The organism is Roseisolibacter sp. H3M3-2, from assembly GCF_029211165.1.
Taxonomy (GTDB): Bacteria; Gemmatimonadota; Gemmatimonadetes; order Gemmatimonadales; family Gemmatimonadaceae; genus Roseisolibacter.
Window position 1 is genome coordinate 1 of record NZ_JARGEK010000047.1, and the last position, 20009, is coordinate 20009.

The 20009-nt window shown below is 73.7% G+C and carries 10 protein-coding genes; 2 read left to right on the forward strand and 8 right to left on the reverse strand.

From position 1 onward, the window contains the following. The 6 genes from PYV61_RS06330 to PYV61_RS06355 form a co-directional block, all read right to left on the reverse strand. On the reverse strand, positions 1–843 hold an 843-nt coding region (locus PYV61_RS06330; protein WP_275829485.1), incomplete at its 3' end, for a DUF1028 domain-containing protein. Between the two features lie 31 nt (positions 844–874). Continuing rightward, positions 875–2509 (reverse strand): ATP-binding protein, encoded by a 1635-nt coding sequence (locus PYV61_RS06335; protein ID WP_275829487.1) that lies wholly within the window; start codon positions 2507–2509, stop codon positions 875–877. Positions 2510–2669: 160 nt separating this feature from the next. Beyond that, positions 2670–3545, reverse strand: coding sequence for a histone H1-like repetitive region-containing protein (locus PYV61_RS06340; protein WP_275829489.1), 876 nt, complete (start codon positions 3543–3545; stop codon positions 2670–2672). A 26-nt stretch (positions 3546–3571) separates the two neighbouring features. Further along, the gene (locus PYV61_RS06345) at positions 3572–5737 is read right to left on the reverse strand and encodes a zinc-dependent metalloprotease (protein WP_275829491.1); all 2166 of its coding nucleotides are present in this window, start codon (positions 5735–5737) and stop codon (positions 3572–3574) included. A gap of 120 nt (positions 5738–5857) precedes the next feature. Then, positions 5858–9241, reverse strand: coding sequence for a hypothetical protein (locus PYV61_RS06350; protein WP_275829493.1), 3384 nt, complete (start codon positions 9239–9241; stop codon positions 5858–5860). A 432-nt stretch (positions 9242–9673) separates the two neighbouring features. Continuing rightward, a complete protein-coding gene (locus PYV61_RS06355) occupies positions 9674–14116 on the reverse strand; it encodes a SpaA isopeptide-forming pilin-related protein (protein WP_275829495.1) in 4443 nt (1480 codons plus the stop codon). A gap of 671 nt (positions 14117–14787) precedes the next feature. On the opposite strand from PYV61_RS06355, the gene PYV61_RS06360 reads away from it, so the two are divergent. Continuing rightward, complete coding sequence (locus PYV61_RS06360) at positions 14788–15621, forward strand: LuxR C-terminal-related transcriptional regulator (protein WP_275829497.1); 834 nt, start codon at positions 14788–14790, stop codon at positions 15619–15621. 32 nt (positions 15622–15653) lie between these two features. On the opposite strand, the gene PYV61_RS06365 is transcribed toward PYV61_RS06360, so the two are convergent. Further along, a complete protein-coding gene (locus PYV61_RS06365) occupies positions 15654–16838 on the reverse strand; it encodes an OmpA family protein (RefSeq protein WP_275829499.1) in 1185 nt (394 codons plus the stop codon). A gap of 169 nt (positions 16839–17007) precedes the next feature. Between PYV61_RS06365 and PYV61_RS06370 the strand changes: the two genes are divergently transcribed. Continuing rightward, positions 17008–19146 carry a dehydrogenase E1 component subunit alpha/beta gene (locus PYV61_RS06370; protein WP_275829501.1) on the forward strand — a complete coding sequence of 713 codons (2139 nt, stop codon included), beginning with the start codon at positions 17008–17010 and terminating at the stop codon, positions 19144–19146. A gap of 100 nt (positions 19147–19246) precedes the next feature. On the opposite strand, the gene PYV61_RS06375 is transcribed toward PYV61_RS06370, so the two are convergent. Continuing rightward, on the reverse strand, positions 19247–19918 hold the full coding sequence (locus PYV61_RS06375) for a phosphodiester glycosidase family protein (RefSeq protein WP_275829503.1): 672 nt from the start codon (positions 19916–19918) through the stop codon (positions 19247–19249). Positions 19919–20009 lie beyond the last annotated feature (91 nt).

Below are 20009 nucleotides of genomic sequence, written 5' to 3' on the forward strand. Positions count from 1 at the left end.
GGGCTGCCCGGGCGCCGCCGGCGCGGGCGCGCCCCCGTGCGCCTCGCGCGCCAGCATCGCGGGGAGCGCGCACACGTGCGCCCCCGCCGGCGCCGCGATCGGCTCGAAGCCGTTCGGCACGAAGTGGTCGAGCGGGTGGAACGCGGTCATCCACACCTTGTAGACGCGCTCCAGCTCGAGGATCGGCTCGACGTGGTCCTCGACGCGCAGGTCGGCGTAGCGGTCGTCGCCGCCGCCGTAGCCGCCGCCGGGCTTCACGATCAGCAGCCCGGCGCCCTGCCGCCCGCGCCGGTCGCCGCCGGCGGACTGCGCGGCCTTCAGCGCCGCCAGCAGCCGCTCGCCGAACGGGCGCCCCTCGGCCTCCGCCTCCTCGAACGCCTTCCCCATCGCCTCCACGACCTCGGGGCCGGCGAGGATGTTCCCCTGCGCGCTGTAGTGCCGCCCGACCTTGTGCCCGGCCCACGCCGACGTGCCGCTCCCGGTGTGCGCGACGACGTGGCACTTGGCGTCCATCACCGCGAACTGCCGCCGCGCGCTCAGGCTGTCGGTGCGCAGGAACTCGTCGCGCACCTGCTCGGGGGTGCGCCCCTGCTTCAGCAGCGCCAGCCCGCGCGGCTTGTACGTGATGTTCGCCGCGGCCTGCGACGCGACGGCGCCGACCCCCGCCTCCGCCGCCGGCACGATCGACCCCGCGCCCACGACGCGCGACTGCACGGCGACGCCGAGGAAGCCGTCGGCCGGGTCGCAGGCGACGATGCTGAAGGTGGAGAGCGTCGGCGGCGCGTCCTGGGCGGACAGGGGCGCGGCCAGGAGCGCGAGCAGGGCGAGAAGCGGACGGCGCATCGCGGAGCGTGAGGGAGGGAGGAACCCGAGATTACGCCGCGGGCAGCGTGATCACCACCGCCGTCCCCGCCTCGGGCGCGCTCTCCAGCGCGATCGTCCCCGCGTGCTCGTCGACGATGCGCTGGCAGAGCGCGAGCCCGATCCCGGTCCCCCCCGGCTTCGTCGAGTAGAAGATCTCGAACGCGCGCGCCAGCACCTCGCCCGGGATCGCCGGCCCGCCGTTGTGCAGCCGGCACCGCCACGCCCCGCTCGGGAGCACGGCGTACGACAGCGTCAGGTCGCTCCCCTCCGGCGCCGCGTCCACCGCGTTCACCAGCACGTTCAGGAACACCTGCGCCAGCTGCTCGGCGTCGATCCGGCACGAGACGCCCCCCGGCGGCACGGCGCCCAGCCGCTCCTTCACGAGGACGAGGCGCTTGCTCTCCAGCCGCCCGCGCTCCCCGTCGAGGACGTCGTCCCACACCGCCTCCGGGTCGCCGGGGACGAGCACCGCCGCGCTGTGCCGCCCGTACTCGAGCAGCGCCGTCACCATGCGGTTGAGCCGCTCGACCTCGCGCAGGATGCGGCCGACGTTCTTCTCGACCACCGGGTCGTCGGCCACCCGGAAGCGCAGCAGCTGCGCCGCCGACGAGATGCCGAACAGCGGGTTGCGCAGCTCGTGCGCGACGCCCGCCGCCACCTCGCCGATGGCCTCCAGGCGGCGCTTGTGCTCGACGCGGCGCACCAGCCACGACCGCTCGATCGCCGCCGCCGTCTGCGCCGCCAGCGTCGTCAGCAGCCGCGTCGCCTCGTCGAGCCGCTGCGGGCTCTCGATGTCGTCGGCGCGCACCGTCATCGCCCCCAGCACCCCCTCGGCGCTCATGACGGGCGCCGTGAGCTCGAGCCCGCGCTCGGAGTGGCGCAGCACCACGCGCTCGTTGGCCAGCGCCTCCAGCCACGCCGGCTCCAGCCGCGCCTCCAGCCGCTCGGCGAGCGGCGGCGACGCCGCGCCGGCGGCCGGCCCCGCGCCCAGCGACCCCACCACGCCGTCGGCGGCGCCCGGGGCGGGGAGGTCGCGGTCGTAGCCGTACTGGTAGGCGACGCGGAACGCCGCCGTGTCCTCGTCGGCCACCGCGAGGCAGAACGAGTCGCCGCGCAGCGCGCGCCGCACCTGCTGCGCGACCTCCGCGAACACGCGGTCGAGGTCGAGGGTCCGCGACAGCGCGATCCCCGTGTCGATCAGCGCCTCGCGCGACCGGTGGCTGGCCGTGATGTCGACCGTCGAGAAGACGTAGCCGGTGATCGCGTGCGGGTCGCCGGCGGCCGCGCGCACCGGCGAGAGCTGCATGAGGAAGACGCGCTCCTCGTCGGGGGCGTCGCAGGGGAACTCCCAGCGCACGAACGGCGCGCGCCCGGCGCGCAGCAGCGCCATCCCGCGCTCCAGCTGCTCGCGCGACGCGGCGTCGGTCACCCCGTCCCAGATCGAGCGGCCGACGACGGCCGACGCGTCGGCGAGGCGCGGCGCGCCGTTCGCCTCGGCGAAGCGCGCCCACGCGCGGTTGACGGCGGTGATGCGGCCGTCGAGGTCGCACGTCCAGATCGTCATCGGCAGCGCGTCGAGGACGGCGCGCGCGAACCCCTCGGCGTCGGAGCCGAGGGGGCGCTCGAACGGGGCGAGGCCGGTCATGCCCGTGGGGTCATGCCCTATGGTACCACCGGGCTCCCGAACGCGACACGGCGGCGGCCCGGGACCCGGGCCGCCGCCGTGCGCTGGCGCGCGGACGGACGGTGCGTTGGTCGGCTAGCGCGACCTGCGTCGCGCTAGCCGCGGCGAGCGCGTCGGCGCGTCAGCGCCCGCGCCGCGCGCCGCCCTTCTTGGCGGCGGCCTTCTTCGCGCCGCCCTTCCGGGCGCCGCCCTTCTTGGCGGCGGCCTTCTTCGCGCCGCCCTTCTTCGCCGCGCCCTTGCGGGCGCCGCCCTTCTTGGCCGTCGCCTTCTTGGCGCCGCCCTTCTTCGCGGCCGACTTGCGGGCGCCGCCCTTCTTGGCCGTCGCCTTCTTGGCGCCGCCCTTCTTCGCGGCCGACTTGCGCGCGCCGCCCTTCTTCGCGGCGCTCTTGCGCGCGCCGCCCTTCTTCGCGGCCGCCTTCTTGGCGCCGCCCTTCTTGGCGGCGGCCTTCTTGGCGCCGCCCTTCTTCGCGGCCGACTTGCGGGCGCCGCCCTTCTTGGCGCCGCCGCGGCGGCTGCGGGACGACGTGCTGCCGCCCGCGCTGTCCATCCCGGCGCCCTCGGCGCCACCCGTCATCATCGTGTCGTCGCTCATGGTCGGTTCCTCGGTGGGTATTCCGTCGTCGTCGAGATCCGTCGCTGCGCCACCCGCGCCGAACAGGTCGGCGTCGTCCTGCTCCGCCTCGTCGTCGGCGGCCACGGGGCCGGCGTCGTCGCCGACGTCGTCCCCCGCGTCCGCCCCCTCGTCGGCGTCCAGCTCCTCCTCTTCTTCGACGTCCCCGTCGAGGTCCTCCTCGTCCTCGGCGGCGGCCACCGGGTCGTCGAACAGCGCCTCGCTCCGTCCGCGCCGCAGCGACCCGAATCCGTCGTCCTCCTCCTCCTCCTCGTCCTCCTCCTCCTCGGGCTCCTCGTAGCCGTAGCCGCCCAGGTCCTCGTCGTCGTCGTCGCGCCCGCGACGTCGGAAGCGAAGGCCCTCGTCCTCCTCGTCACCGATCGGCATGTGGCCTCCTCTGAGTCATGCGGCGGTCAGGCCGGGCGCGCGGTCGCCGGGCGCGGGGCGGCGGCCGGCGTCAGGTCGTCGGGCTGCGTCGCCTCCAGCAGCCGGTCGATCACCGTCTCCAGCCCGGGGAGCGCGCCGTCGCGCAGCTGCTGCTGCACCAGCCGCGCGGCGCGGTCGCGCTGCAGCAGCGCGTCGACCGTCATCTGCGCCAGCGTGCGGGCGGCCCCCAGCTCGTCGAACGCGGGGCGCGTGCGCGACCGGAACAGCTCGACCGACGGCGTCACCTGCTCGGCGCCCGGCCCGAGGAGGGTGAGCACCGTGTCGGGGATCGCCAGCACCTGCGGCTGCAGCCCCTCCAGCAGCAGCGTCAGCGCCTCGCGCTGGCGCGCCGCCGGCACCGCGCGCGTGACCTGCTGCCCGTCGCCGCGCAGCGCGTTGGCGTACTCCATCCCGCCCACCGTCTTCGCCAGCGAGTTCATGGCGAAGCGGTGCATGAAGTACACGGGGGCGAAGCGCTCGTGCAGCAGCGCGATCGGGTCGCCGGGGCGGATCACCCGCTCGCCGAAGCGCGACATCGCCACCCGGCGCACGCCCGTCTGGTGCCGCCAGAACTCGGAGGCGGAGGCCGCGTCGTCCCACAGGTTCACGCGCGGGTCGCTGGCGTAGTCCGGGCGCGCGTCGCCGTCGCCGAGGTAGAGCCACCCGCGGCGCAGCCCGTCGGCGACGATCGCGCGCAGCGAGTCGGCCTCGGTCGCGGCGGGGAAGGTGCCGTAGCCCCAGCGGATCGCCCACACGTCGTACTCGCCCGGCCCGACGTCGTACGCCTGCGAGATGTCGATCTCGCCGCGCCCGTCGAGGCGGACGCGCGGCGGCGGGTAGTCCATCAGCGAGCCGCGCTCGTACGTCGACGCGATGTAGTTGTGGCCGAGGCCGAGCGTGTGGCCGACCTCGTGCGCGCTCACCTGGCGCACGCGGGCGAGCACGAACGCGGTGTCGGCGGCCGCCGCGTCGGCGCCCATGAGCCCCGCGTACAGGTTGTAGTCGGTGCGCGCGCGGTGGCTGTCCATGCGCGCCATCGCCTTCAGGATCTCGCCCGTGCGCGGGTCGCCGAGCGAGCCGCCGATCGACCACCCGCGCTCGTTGCGGTTCTCCCACTGCACGACGTTGTAGCGCGCGTCCATCGGGTCGGCGCCGGCCGGGAGCCACTCGACGCGGAAGCCGCCGGCGAGGCCGGCCTGCGCGAACGCGTCCTCCCACCACTTCACCCCCTGCATCGTCGCCGTCTTCACCGGCTCGGGGATGCCGGGGTCGACGTAGTACACGATCGGGTTGGCGATGCGCCCGTCGGGGCCGCGCACGAGCCGGTGTCGCGACGCCCACCCCTGCTCCAGCGGGCGCTGGATGGGCTGCGCGAAGTCGTGGAAGCGGATGCCGAAGTAGCCGACGCGCGGGTCGAGCGCGCGCGGGCGGTAGCCGCCGTCGGGGAGCGCGACCAGCGAGACGTGCTGGCGCAGCGTGATCGCGCGGCCGTCGGGGGCGATGCGCTCGACGATCGGCCCCGGGCGCCCGCCCGCCGCGAAGGTGAGCGTGAGGTCGATCTCGGTGTTTCGAGGGAAGTTGCGCGTCAGCGCGCGGTTGATCCCCGAGCGCTCGCGGGCGACGGCGTAGCTCCCCTGCCCCGTGCGCTCCAGCGTGCGCGGGACGTCCATCCAGTCGCGCACGAGGAAGTCGGTGGCGTCGACCAGCAGCCGCCCCCCCTCGGTCGCCACCAGCGGCAGCGCGGCGACGGTGCTGGGCGGGAACGCCTCGGCGACGGTGCGCTGGTGGTCGCGGTTGGCGGTGTCGGTGCTGCGGTAGCGCCAGTTCTCGAACACGGCCAGCACGCGCTCCCCGTTGCGGTCGAAGCGCACGAGCTGGTTCACGCCGTCGGCGCCGCGGTCGAGCCCCACCGGGTTGGAGCCGAGCCCCGTGGCGAGCGTCGTCAGGAGCAGCGCGCGCGTGGAGTCGCCGGGGAGCTCGAGCAGCACCTTGCCGGTGCGCCCGTCGAGGTGGAGCGGGAGGAAGCCGTCGAGCTTCTCGTGGCCGGCGGTCTTGCCGCCGAACGGGGCGGTCTGGGCGCGCAGCGGGGCGGCGCTCCCCAGGAGGAGCGCCGCCCCGGCGAGGGCGGCATGCGGGAGTCGGGGACTGGGCATGCCGCCAACCTACACCGCGGCGCGCGGAGCGGGGGGGGGGCAGCGTCGCCCCGCCCCCGCCCTGCCGGGCGGACTCCTGGGATACCCGCCCCGGTCGTCCGCGCCGACGGCGCCGGTGCGCTACTTGAGCGTCAGGTCGATGTTCGCCTTGCTGAACGCCGGCCCGTTGTCGAGCGACATCTCCCAGCGGTAGTTCACCGGGAACTGCGGGCGCGAGGCCGACGCCCCGACCAGCGAGTTCGGCGCGTACTTGATGCGCACGATGTACGACCCCGGTGCGACCGACAGCGCGTTCGGCTGGAGCGCGCCGCTCAGCGTGAAGAACGCCAGCCGCGTGCACGAGGTGGAGTAGAGCTCCGCCTGGTTGTCGCCGCTCACCTGGATGAGCGGCAGCGGGCTCCCCGTCACCGGCACGTTGGTCTGGCTCACGCGCAGCAGCTGGTTGCCGCCGGCGGGGACCGTCACCGTGCCGTAGTAGAACACCACGCCCGGGTTCACCTGCGAGATGCTCCCGCCGCGCAGCTGCGCCTGCAGCGCCGGCTCGTCCGGGCTGGTGCCGTCGCGGAACTGCTCGCAGGTGGTCTGCGTGGGCGCGATCTGCCCCTTGCCGCACTGCTGCGCCGTGACCGTCGCCGTGGCGGTGTTCGTGACCTGCGTCGCGGCGAGCGTGCCGTCGAACGCCACGCCGGCCGCCGTGGCGACGTTGGTGGTCGTCTGGCTGACGGCGCCCGCCTTCGTGGCCGTCGTCGAGGCGCCCGGCGCGAGCGAGGTGGTCGACAGCGTGACCGCCCCGAGCTTGTCGTCGACGAGCGTGATGCCGCTCAGCGGCGCCGCGCCCGTGTTCGTGATCACGTAGGTGTAGGTCACCTGCGTGCCCTCGCCGGTGCACACGGTCATCCGGTCGGGCGTCTTGGTCACGCCGATGGTGCAGGCGACGACGTTGACCGTGGCGTTGGCCTGGTCGGACACCTGCGTGGCCGCCGCCGTCCCCTCGAAGGCGACGCCGGTGGCGGCCACCACGTTGGTCGTGGTCGCCTGCAACGTGGTCGTCCGCGTGAACGTCTGCGACGCGCCGGCCGCGAGCGACAGGTCGGCCGCGATGGCGCCGAGCTTGTCGTCCGTGAGGTCGACGTTCGTCAGCGGGGCGGTGCCGGTGTTGGTGACCACGTACGTGTAGGTCACCGTGCCGTTCTGGCTGCACACCGAGAGCCGGTCCGGCGTCTTGCTGACGTCGATGGCGCAGCTGTTCACGGCGACCGTGGCCGACGCCTGGTCGGTCACCGAGGTCGTCGCGAGCGTCCCGCCGAGGGCGGTGCCGGAGGCGGTGGCGGTGTTGGTCGTCGTCTGCGACAGCGTGGCCTGCCCGGTGCCCGTGGCGGTGCCGCCGGGGTTCAGCGACGTCTGCGAGAGCGTGATCGCGCCGACCTTGTCGTCGACCAGCGTGACGCCGCTCAGCGGGGCCGTCCCGGTGTTGGTGACGACGTAGGTGTACGTCACGGCGCCGTTCGCGCTGCAGACCGCCGAGCGGTCCGGGGTCTTCGTGACGTCGATGGAGCACGTCAGGACCGTGACCGTCGCCTGGGCCGTCTTGGTGAGCGTCTGCTGCGCCGGCGTCCCGGCCAGGGCGATGCCGGTCGCCGTGACCGTGTTGGTCGTCGTCTGGCTGAGCGTGGACGCCTTGGTCGCCGTCATCGAGCCGCCCGCGGCCAGCGTCGTGCCCGGGAGCGTGATCGGGCCGAGGACGTCGTCGACGAGCGTGACGTTCGTCAGCTCGTTCGAGCCGGGGTTGGACACGACGTAGGTGTAGGTCACCGCCCCGTTCTGCGCGCAGACCGCCACGCGGTCGGGCGTCTTGGTGACCTGGATGTCGCAGCTCCCGACCGTCACGGTCGCCGAGGCCTGGTCGGTGACCGTCTGCTCGACCGTCGTGCCGGCGAGGGCGGTGCCGGAGGCGGTGGCGGTGTTGGTGGTCGTCTGCGTGAGCGTGGCCTGGCCGGTGCCGGTCGCCGAGGCGCCGGGGGCCAGCGAGGCCGCCGAGAGCGTGATCGGGCCGAGCTTGTCGTCGACCAGGGTGACGTTGGCGAGCGGCACGGCGCCGTTGTTGGTGACCGTGAAGCTGTAGGTCACCAGCCCGCTGGCCGAGCACACCGACGCGCGGTCCGGCGTCTTGGTGACGTCGATCGAGCACGAGACGCCCGCGACGGTGGCGCTGGCCGTGGCCGTCACCGAGGTCCCGGCGACCGTGGCGTACGCGGTGTTGGTCACCGTGCCGCTGACGTTGCGCGTCGTCGTGAAGGTCTGGCTGGCGCCGACGGCGAGGTTCGTGAACGTCCCGAGGGAGACGTCGTCGCCGGTCTGCCCCGGCGTGCCGTTGTCGTCGAGCACGGCGCCCGAGATGGCGACGTTCCCCGTGTTGGTCACGGTGTACGTGAACGTGACGGGGACCGAGGTCCCGGTGCACACGAGGAGGGCGCTCGCCCCGCCGTTCATCGCGAGGTTGGGCGCCGCCTGCACCGTGTTGGCCGACATCTGCAGGTCGCGCGAGCCGCCGAGCAGGACGCACTGGCTCCCGCAGTCCGTGCCGTTGGCGTTCAGGCGCTTGATGTACATCACCTGCATGTGGTACGGGCTGCCGTTGACGTTGGCGGCGCCACTGCCCGCGCCCCACACCGACTGCTGGGCGACGTGGCCGCCCCAGGCGATCAGGAAGTTGCCGCCCCGCGGGTGGGTGCTGGTGCGGAAGCGGAAGGTCAGGATCCCGTATTGCGCGTCGTCGGCCTCGCCGCCGGTGTACGTGAGCGTCGGCGTGCCGGAGGGCTGGATGGGCGTCTGGCCGGCGCCGGCGGCGGCGTTGAAGACCGTGACGACGCGGGTCGCCGCGTCGCTGTGCGTCGAGGCGATCACCTCGTCCTGCTTCGGATCGCCGGCCGCGAACGGGACCGGGATCTCGATCGACGACACCTCGGCGCTCTGCAGCGTCCCGCCGGAGCCGGACGCGGAGCAGAGGTTCGACGTGGCCGCCTCGCCGTTGGGCGGGATGCAGAGGTTCGCCTTCAGCTTCGGGTTCGGCGAACCGCCCGGGTTGGCCACCGGGTGGAACTCGCTCCCCTCCGACACGTCCCAGCGCGTGATGAAGTCGTAGGCGTTCTTCCCGCCGTGGCGCGTCTTGTACGAGATCTGCACCTCGTACAGGGTGCCGGGCGCGCCGTCGGCCGACGACGCCGCGTTCGGGTCGTCGTTGATGACCTGCCGGAACGGCGTCGCGTCGCCCTCGCGCATGAGGGCCTTGCTGGGGTTGATGTTCCCGAACTCCCAGGTGCAGAACGTGCCGATGTTGCCGCACTGGGTGAACGGGTTCCCCGGCGTCGGGTTGTTGAGGAAGAACGCCGGCGCCCCGCCCGGCGTGAGTCCCGGCGCCGTGGCCGGCTGCACGTCGTCGCCGCACGCCGCCACGGCGGCGAGCACGATGGCGACGGCACCCGCGTGGATTCGAGCGTGTCTCATGACGCAGCTGCCCCCCTGAACCCGACGGCCCTGCATCCGCCGGCGATCGCACCGGCCGCGCCCCGCCCCGGCCTCGATGCCGGCGCGGGCGCCGACGTGCCGGGGGTCCGCGATCGGGCGAATGCGCGGACGTCGGCGAAGACGGCGCGATGTCGCTAGCGACGCCGGCCGGTCCGCGGAGGGGCCGACCGGCCCGGGAGCACCGCCCCCGTCCCCGCGACCCCGGCCGACCGGCGCGCAACCCTGGCGCGGCCGTCATGTTCGCCCAGCGGCGCCGCGGGGCTCGCGAGATCGTGACGTCGCGGCGGGAGACGCGCCGCGGGGTGGCGGCCGCCGCGGCGGCCGCCACCCCGGCGAGGGCGGCATGCGGGGCAGCCCCGCACGCCGCCGCTCGATCGACGCGGCGCCGGCCGCGTCAGCGTCGCGGGTTCCTCACGGCGGGGTCACCGTGATCGAGCCCGAGTTCGACCCGCCCGACGCGTTGGCCGCCGTCACCGTCGCGGTGTTCGGGATGGGCACCGGATCGCAGTTGCTCAGCTGCATCTGGAGCGGCTTGACGAAGTCCTTGATCGCCGCCGTGAAGCTGTCCGACGAGCGGCTCTTCAGGTACGCCTTGCCGAAGGTCAGGCACTGGTTCGCCTGGAAGATCCCCGCCAGCTGCAGGTCGATGCTCGCCTCGCCGAAGGTCAGGGTCGAGAGCGACCGCCCGCCGTTGGGGTTGATTGGGTCGATCACGCTCCCGGCGGTGTTGGCCTGCCCCTCGAAGGTCCCCAGCTGCAGCGGGTGCAGCCGGTCCCAGCACGGCGGCTGCTGCCCGTTCGCCTCGCAGGTGCCGCTGGTGATCCAGCGGTGGAAGCCCATCGAGAGGTTCACGCCGCCGTTCGACAGGTCGTACTTGATCAGCACGTCGCCGGCGGTCCGGACGGGCGTCACGGTGTTGTCGGGCGTGTTCTGCACCTGGGCGGACTGGTTCAGCTCGAAGTCCATGTTCGTGGTGCCCGACGGGTCGAGCACCCGGATCCAGGCGAGGTACAGGAAGTCGTGCACGGTGTTCCCGACCGCCACGCGGTTGTTGTGCTGGTAGAACCGCAGGAGGTCGCTCTTGTTCGGCGGGATCGACCCGTCGGTCACGCTCGGGATGGGGGTGTCCTCCTTCGTGCCCTGCCCGAACGAGTCGTCCGTCGCGCCGGTCGCGTCGAGGGCGCAGCCCTTGAACGTGCCGACGCAGCTGATGAGGTTCGCGGTGCCCCAGTCGGCGCCGCCGTTCGTCACCAGGTTGCCGTCCATCTCGAGCTTCGTGCCGTTCGCCACCGGCGTCTGGACGACGAAGCTGGCCGGGACGAGCGCCGACACGTTGACGGTGGCCGAGGCGCCCGGCGCCAGCTCGGCGACCGAGCAGGTGAGGAGCTTCGTGGACGCGTCGACCGCGCAGGTGGTCCAGCCGCTGAAGGTCCCCAGCGTCCACGGGAGCGACGCCAGCAGCTGGTCGCTCAGCGCCACGCCGAACGCCTTCCCCTGCCCCGTGTTGCTGACCACGATCGTGAAGGTCGCCGTCGTGCCGGCGACGACCGAGCCGTTGTCGGGGGTCTTCTCGATGGTCAGGTTCGGCGCCACGTAGACCTTGGTCGCCGGGCCGCTGCCGCCGGGTCCCGCGCTCCCGTTCGTCGCCCGCGTGAGCGTCACCGCGCCGACGACCGCCGAGCCGCTCGCGTTGGCCGTGAAGGTCCCGGCCGTGGTGCTGTTGATCGTGAGCGTGCAGGTGCGGCTATTCCCCGACTGCGCGTCGCAGCTCACCGTCCCGAGGGTGCTGGGGGTGGGCGAGACCGTGATCGCGATCGGCGCGATCACCGGCGTGCCGCCGCCGTTCGGGGCGACCGTCATCACGGCCGTGAAGGTGTGCGCCTCGGTCGTGCTGTTCTGGTCGGTCAGCGGCGAGAGCGTGATGAACGCCTCGGGCCTGGTGTTGACGAACGCGTTGGACAGCGCGGCCGACGGGTTGGCCGTGGTGAGCGTCGCCTGCTGCGGCGTCGGGTCGAGGTTGTAGCCCGCGGGCGCCGCGGTCTCGGTGACCGTGTAGGTGCCGAGGGCGAGCCCCTCCACCTTGAACTTCCCGGCAGCCGGGTCGGCGTCCGGCGCGGCGTTGTCGGTCACGTTCTGGCAGCCGCCCCCCTGCAGGCAGACGGAGAACGTCGCGCCGGCCAGCGGCGCGTTGTTGTTCGAGCCGTCGACCTTGTTCCACGTCAGCGAGCCGCCCACGTAGAGCTTGGTCGCCGGGCCGCTGCCGCCGGGGCCCGCCGTCCCGTTGGTGGCGCGCGTCAGCGACACCGAGCCCACGGTGAGCGTGACGCTGGCGTTGGCCGTGAAGGTGCCGGCGGCGGCGCTGTTGATGGTCAGCGTGCAGGTGCGGCTGTTGCCGGCCTGCGCCTGGCAGACCACGCTCCCCAGCGTCCCCGGGGTGGGCGAGACGGTGATCGCGATCGCGGGGATCGTGACCGCGGCCGACCCGTTCGGGATCGCCGTCGCGACGGCGGTGAAGGTGTGCTGCTCGTTCAGCCCGTTCGTCTCGGAGTTCGGGCTGATCGTGATGAACGCGTTGGGCTGCGTGTTCACGAACGCGTTGGCCAGCGCGGCCGACGGGTTCGCCGTCGTCAGCGTCGCCTGCTGGGGCGTCGGGTCGAGGTTGTAGCCGGCCGGCGCCACCGTCTCGGTGACGCTGTAGGTGCCCAGCACGAGCCCCATCAGCTTGAACTTGCCCGCCGCCGGGTCCTGATCGGGCGGGGAGTTGTCGGTCACGTTCTGGCAGCTCCCGCCCACGAGGCAGACCGCGAAGGTCGCGCCGCCGAGGGGCGTGTTGCCGTTCGTCCCGTCGACCTTGTTCCACGTCAGCTCGCCGCCGAGGTAGATCTTGGTCGCGGGGCCGCTGCCGCCGGGGCCCGCGGTGCCGTTGGTGGCCCGCGTCAGCTGCACGCTGCCGATCGTCACGCTCACGCTGGCGTTGGCCGTGAAGGTCCCCGGCGTCGCGCTGTTGATCGTGAGGGTGCAGGTGCGGGTGTTCCCCGCCTGCGCCTGGCAGCTCACGGTGCCCAGGGTGCTCGGCGCGGGCGAGACGGTGATCGCGATCGGCGCGATGGTGACCGTGCCGCCGCCGTTCGGGATCGCCGTGGCGACCGCGGTGAACGTGTGCGGCTCGTTCAGCCCGTTCGTCTCGCTGTTGGGCGAGATCGTGATGAACGCGTTCGGGTTGGTGTTCACGAAGGCGTTCGCGAGCGCGGCGCCCGGCGCGGCGATGGTGAGCGTGGCCTGCTGCGGTGTCGGATCGAGGTTGTAGCCCGCGGGCGCCGCGGTCTCGGTCACCGAGTAGGTGCCCATGCCGAGGTCGACCAGCCGGAACGCGCCGTCCGCCGGGTTCGCGTCCGGGGCCGCGTTGTCGGTGACCGCGAAGCACGGGGGCGACCCGACGCGGCAGACGGTGAAGGTCGCGCCGGCCAGCGGGGCGCCGTTGCCGTCGACCTTCGTCCAGGTGAGCTCGCCGGAGACGAACGTCTTGACGCCCGGGCCGCTGTTGTCGCCCGCGCCGTTGGTCGAGACGGCGATCGTGGAGCCGCCGACCGACACGGACGCGGAGGCGTTCACGGTCACGGTGCCGGCGGTGGGCGAGTTGACGAGGACCACGCACTGGCCGCTGGCGTCGGTGTTCGCGCCTGCCGCGCCGCAGGTCGTCCCCGCGATGGCGGTGCCGGTCGCGCCGCCGCCGTTGGTGATCGTGAAGTCGACGTGCACGCCGGCGGCCGGAACGAAGCCGGCGCCGTCGTCGAGGTCCTTGGAGACCGTGACGGTGAAGGTGTGCGGCTCGCCGATGCCGTTGGTCGCCGAGGTCGGGGTGATCGCGATCTTGGCCTTCGGCACCGCCTGCACGACGCCGCCGCTGACGTTGTTCCCGAGCGCGCCGACGGAGGTGCCGTCGATGTTGTCGACCTTGATGTGGAAGGGCGACCCGCTCTGCCCGGCGCCGCCGCTGTAGTTGACCAGCCGCCAGTCCTGCAGGCGCGCGAAGTGCGCGCCGAACGCGAGGAGCACGTTCGGCTGGTTCGCCCTGAAGCGCACGCGGATGGTGGCGGTGACGTCGTTGCCGCCGACGTTGTACGTGACGGGATCGACATCGATGCCGGTGCCGCCGAAGACGTCGATCTCGAGCTTCCGCCCGGCGGCGATCCACGCGTTGAGCGCCGCCTCGAGGGCCGGCTTCACGTTCCCCGGGAGGGTCGGCGAGAGGAAGCGCGCCGGCAGGATCGTGATGGTCGTGTGGTTCGCGGCGCCCGGCCCGGCGCCCTCGTACAGCGGGCCCGCCTGCCCGAACGTCGACCGCAGCGTCAACGGACTGGCGGGGTCGCAGTAGAGCGGCACGACCGGGGAGAGGTCGCCCGAACAGAGGTTGGCGCGGTACTGCTCGGTGGTGTTGAACTTCGCGAGGAAGTCGTAGTTGCCGTTCTTCGCCTTGTTGAAGCCGTAGGTGAAGGTGACGGTCCGCTCACGCGTCGGGTCGAACGTGGTGGGTTTCCCGTTGGGGAGCACGTCGACCAGGTGCACGGCGAAGCGGAAGGGGATCACCTCGCCCTCGAAGTACGTCGCCTTCCCCGGGTTCAGGACGCTGTTGATCCACTCGCAGGGCACCGAGGGATTCGGGCCCGCCACGCGTCCGTTGTTGGCGCACTGCTGCCAGTCCGCACTGCTGGATCCCGCGCTCGCGAACGACGGCTGGTCGCCCGGGGCGAGCGGCGCGACGGGCGCCGGCTTGGACCAGTCCGAGCACGCCGCCATCGCTCCGAGGGCGGCGAGCGCGGCGCCCAGCCGCACTGCGGTGGTGGGTCGTGACATGGGGTGCCTTCTCCGCGGGACCGGGGCGGTCCCGATGCCAGTGGTTGCACGGCGACGAACACGGCGTCCGGTCCCGAGGGCCGGGCGGACTGCGGAGGGCGGGCGGTGCGCGGGAGTGAGACGGCGCGGACCGTCACGGAGGAGCGCCCGGGGGGCGGCCGCGCGCGCGGGGCGACGGCGGGCGTGTGGGGCATGTCGCGGGTGCGGGCGTGCGGCGGCGTGCTTCGTCGTGAGGCGACCGGCGGCGACGTGCCGCGGGGCGACGCGGACGCTCGGTAGCGACGCCGGCCGCTACGCGGAGGGGCGCAACGGCCCGGGCGATGCGACGCCGGATGCGCGGCCCGGCGCGTGCGGCCCAGTCGCCGCGTGTGGGCCGATCGGCCCCGGCGCGCCGGCCGGGCCGCGCGACGGCCGGCACGTGGCGCGACCGTCACGCGCGACGCCTGGCGCCGCACGGTGACCGGACCGACAGAACGCGCGACACGCCGGCGCGCGCGCTTGCGTTCGACGCAGCTTGCGCCTATTAAGGGACGCGCGACGCGCGGGCGTCCCGGGCACGGTCCGACGACGACGACGCGCGCTCGTGCGAGGCGGAGCCTCGGGCGTGACGGCACGCGCGCCCCTGCAGGTTCGCCCCGACGCATTCCGCCCGGCGTCGTCCCGAGGCCCCCGTGCCCTTCTGGTCGGACCTGCTCCGCAGCGCCGCCGGCGGCCGACACGTGCCGCCCGCGCCGTCCGCGCCCCCCGCGCCGTCGGCGCCGTTTCCCGCGCCGTTTCCCGCGCGCGACGAGGCCGTCGCGACGGCGGCGCCCGCGCGCGAGACGCCGGCGTACCACCCGGCGAGCGACGCGGGAGCGCTCGACGAGGTGGGGCGGTGGCGCGCGCGCGCGTTCGACCTGCTGTCCGACGGCGTGCTGCTCTTCGGCGCGGGCGGCGAGCTGGCGTACCGCAACGCGGCCGCCGCGGCGATGACCGACGACGCGGGGCTCCCGCTGCTGCGCGAGGCCCGCGCGCTCGCGATGAGCGCGCTCGCGCGCGCCGGCGACCGGCGCGTGGCCGCCGGCGTCGCGGCGCGCGAGCTCACGGTGGGCGCCGTCCACTACCGCCTGACCGCGCTCCCCATCCCGCCCGCGCTCCCCGCGGGGAGCCTCGCGCCCGCGGCCTGCGTGCCGGCCGTGCTGGTCGCGGTCACCCGCACCTCGACGCCCCTCCCCTCGCCGGCGGCGCTGCGGCACCGCTTCCAGCTCACCGCGCGCGAGGCGAGCGTCGCGCTGCTGCTCGCCGAGGGGCGGAGCAACGCCGGCGTCGCGCGGCGGCTCGGCATCAGCGAGAACACGGTCCGGCACTACATCGAGACCGTCCTCCTCAAGCTCGGCGTGCCGTCGCGCGCCGCGGTGGCGGCGGTGCTGCTCGGCGTGTACGAGCACGCCGGCGCGCTCGACGACGAGCCGGCGCCCCCGCCCCAGCGCCCGTCACGCGGGCGGCGGGGCGCCGACGCCGGCTGAGGAACGCCGGCCGAGCGCCGGTCAGCGCTTCATTAGAGCTTCACCAGCTCCACGCGCCGGTTCTTCTGCCGCCCCGCCTCGTCGGCGTTCGGCGCCACCTGCTTGCCCGCGCCGAACCCCTTCGCCTCCAGCCGCGCGGCGTCGACGCCGTGCTTGGCGACCAGGTACGCCTTCACCGCGTCGGCCCGCTTCTGCGAGAGCGTCTGGTTGGCGGCCGCCTGCCCCACGTTGTCGGTGTGCCCCTCGATCGCGAGCCGCAGGTCGGCGTGCTTCGACAGCATGTCGCCGATCTGGCCGAGGACCGCGTCCGACTCCGGCCGCAGCCGGTCCGAGTTCGTGTCGAACAGGATCCCCTCGGCGGTGACGCGGCCGTCGGCCTCGAGCGCCTTGTAGAGGTCCTTGCCGCCGGCGGCGATGCGCAGGTTGCCGACCAGCACGGGGTGCGTCTGATCCGCCTTCGTCTCGATGACGATCTTGTTCGAGCGCCCGACGTTGGCGTTCGGCGCGTTCGCGACCCGCACGCCGTCGACGTACACCTTCACGTACTTCCCGTCCGCCATCACCTGGATCTTGAAGATGTGGCGCTCGCGGTTCGGGATCTTCACGTCCGAGCCGACGCGGTAGCTGTTCGGCCCCTCGATCCCGGCCCCGTCGGCGAAGAAGTAGAGGTAGTTCCGGCGGTCCTCGTCGTCGGTGAAGTACACGTACTGCCCCCACCCCGAGACCGGCTTGAGGTCGAACTCCATCGTGAACTGCTCGGGGAGCACCTCGGGGAGCGGGATCTCGAAGGAGCCGAAGCTGACCGAGCGGAGGTAGCGGGTGCTCCCGACCTCGGCGACCTCCATGTTGCCGCCCTTCAGCTCGAACTTGCGGGGGAAGTCGCCCAGCTCGTCCTTCGCGAAGTCGGTGGCGAACAGGACGCGGGTGCCGGGCGTGAAGTCGGCGCCCGAGTTCACCTTCGCCGGGGCGGCCTCCGCGGCCTCGGGCTCGGCGGCGCTCGCGGCGGCGGCCTTCGCCGGGGCGCCCTCGCCCGACGGCGCGGCGGGGGCGCCGGTCGGCGTCGGGGTCTCGGCGGTCTTCTTGTCGATCTGCTGCTCCAGCTTCTCCTTCGCGCGCTGCTTGGCCTTCTGCCAGACGCTCTGCGCCCCGGCGGGCGCGGCGAGGACGGTGAGCCCGGCGAGGGCGGCCGCGGCGGCGAGATATCGGGAGGTGCGCATCGGGGTCGGATCGGGTGGGGGCGCCCGGTACGGTTGGGCCCCTCATCCTGCCCCAGCCGACCCGGGTCGGGGTATGGGGCGGCTGACCCAGGGGACGCCCGGGTGGCTTCGACGCGTCCGTGCGCGCCGCTATCTTGGGGGGTCACTCCCGGACCCCTTTCCGCATCCGATGGCCACCTCGACCCGACCCGCTCGCAAGGCCCCGGCGGGCGGCGGCGCCTCCGCCGGCGCCCCGCCGCTGTCCCGCGAGCAGCTGCTCGCCGCCTACCGCACGATGCTCCTGTCGCGCCGGATCGACGACAAGGAGGTCCAGCTCAAGCGGCAGAACAAGATCTTCTTCCAGATCTCGGGCGCCGGCCACGAGGCGGTCCTGACGGCGGCCGGGTTCGTGTTCCGCGCCGGCCACGACTGGTTCTACACCTACTACCGCGACCGCGCCCTCTGCCTCGCGCTCGGGATGACCGCGCGCGACATGCTGTACTCGGCGGTGGGCGCGGCGGCCGACCCCAACTCGGGCGGGCGGCAGATGCCCAGCCACTGGGGCCACAAGGCGCTCAACATCGCCAGCTCGTCGTCGCCCACCGGGACGCAGTTCCTGCAGGGCGTCGGCGCCGCCGAGGGGTCGCTGCGGGCCCGCCTGCTCGGGATCACCGAGGGGTTCCACGACGACGAGGTCGTGTTCATCTCGACCGGCGACGGCACGACCAGCCAGGGCGAGTTCTGGGAGTCGCTGAACACGGCGAGCAACCTGAAGCTCCCCGCCGTCTACTTCGTCGAGGACAACGGCTACGCGATCTCGGTCCCGGTGGAGGTGAACACCGCCGGCGGCTCGATCTCGAACCTGCTCGAGGGGTTCCCGGACCTGCACATCGAGCGGGTGGACGGGTGCGACCTGCTGGCCAGCTACGAGGCGGTGTGGCGCGCGGTGCAGCACGCCCGCGAGCGCCGCGGCCCGGCGCTGGTGCACGCGAAGGTGATCCGCCCGTACTCGCACTCGCTGTCCGACGACGAGACGCTGTACCGCCCGCAGGAGGAGCGCGACGAGGAGGCCCGCCGCGACCCGGTGACGACCTTCCCGGCGTGGCTGGTGGCGCAGGGGCACGCGACGGCCGACGAGATCGCGGCGGTGCAGGCCGACGTGGACGCCGAGGTGCTGGCGGCCACCGACGACGCGCTGGCGCAGCCGCAGCCCGACGCCTCGACGGTGCACTACGCCGTCTACTCGCCCGACGTCGACCCGACCGCGGACTCGTTCGACACCGAGGACGACCCGCAGTTCTCCGGCGGCGACACGACGATGATCGACCAGATCAACGCCGTGATGCGCGACGAGATGCGGCGCAACGAGCGCATCGTCGTCTTCGGCGAGGACGTGGCCGACGTGTCGCGCGAGGAGTACCTGGGCAAGGTCAAGGGGAAGGGCGGCGTCTTCAAGGCGACGCACGGGCTGCAGACCGAGTTCGGGTCGGCGCGCGTGTACAACTCGCCGCTCGCCGAGGCGAACATCGTCGGGCGCGCGATCGGGCTGGCGCACCGCGGCTTCAAGCCGGTGGTCGAGATCCAGTTCTTCGACTACATCTGGACCGCGTACATGCAGCTCCGCGACGAGCTGGCGACGATGCGGTGGCGCTCCAACAACGCCTTCGCCTCGCCGGTGGTGGTGCGCACGACGTACGGCGGCTACATCCGCGGCGCGATCTACCACTCGCAGACGGGGGCGTCGCTGTTCACGCACTGCCCGGGGCTGCGCGTGGTGTGCCCGAGCACCGCGCTCGACGCGGCGGGGCTGCTGCGCACGGCGATCCGCTGCGAGGACCCGGTGATCTTCCTCGAGCACAAGCACCTGTACCGCCAGACGTACAACAAGGGGCGGTACCCGGGGCCGAACTTCATGATCCCGTTCGGCAAGGCGCGCGTGGCCCGCGAGGGGACGGACGTCACGGTGGTGACGTACGGCGCCACCGTGCAGCGCGCGCTGGCCGCGGCCAACCAGATCGCCGAGGAGCGCGGGCTGAGCGTCGAGGTCATCGACCTGCGCACGCTCTCGCCGTGGGACCAGGAGACGGTCTACGCGTCGGTCAAGAAGACGTCGCGCGTGATCGTCGCCTACGAGGACTCGATCTCGTGGGGCTACGGCGCCGAGATCGCGGCCCGCATCGCCGACGACTGCTTCGCCTGGCTCGACGCGCCGGTCAAGCGCGTGGCGTCGACCGACACCTTCGTCGGGTACGCGCCGCAGCTCGAGGACGCGATCCTGCCGCAGGTGGAGACGTTCCGGAAGGCGTACGAGGAGATCGCGAACTTCTAGCGGCCGGCACGGTCGCATCGAGCACTGCGGGCCGCGGGCTGCGGATTGGATCTGATCCGCAGCCCGCAGTCCGTAGCGCCCGTGCGAGGGACGATGCGCGTCAGCGCGGCGTCGCGATCAGCCCCAGCGGCACGTCGCGCAGGCCGGTCCAGGCGCGGGGCGCGCCGCGGTCGCGCACCATGAGCTGGCCCGAGATGCCGCCGTCGAGGAGGACGGCGCGCCGGGCGCCGAGCGCGCCCATCACCGCCGCCATCTCGGGGACGGTGAGGCCGAACGGCATCGCGTCGAGCGCGCCGCCCAAGCCCTCGAAGCGCGTGAGCGCGACGACCACGCGGCCGTCGGCGAGGGTGCCGAGGGCGAGGCGCGCGTCGCGGTGCCGCACGTCGACGCCGGGGGCGCGCCCCTGCACCTCGGCGGGCACCTCGCCGTCGCCGAGCAGGACGGCGGGGTAGGACTGGAAGGCGGTGCGCACGCCGCCGGCCGCGCGCGTCGCCGCGATGCTGTCGGCCGGGACGAGGCGCACGCGCCCGGCGGTGTCGACGACGACCGCGGGCGCGAGCGGGCCGCTCCCGGGGCGCCGCAGCTCGACGCCGTCGCGCACCACCCACCCCCACGGGCCGAGGCGGTCGAACTGGCCGGCGTTGAGGGCGACCAGCGCCTCGGGCGGCGGGTCGTCGACCGTCCAGGGGCGCACGCGTCCGTCGCCGCCGGCGCGCGCGCGCAGCCGCGGCGCGACGCGCGCCGGGTCGAGGCGGCCGACGATCACGCGCACGCGCCACGCCTCTCCGTCGCCGGCGAGGCGCCGCTCGCCCCCCTAAGTCGGAGGCCAAGCGGTCTTAGGAAGACAAATCGTGGTCTCAACT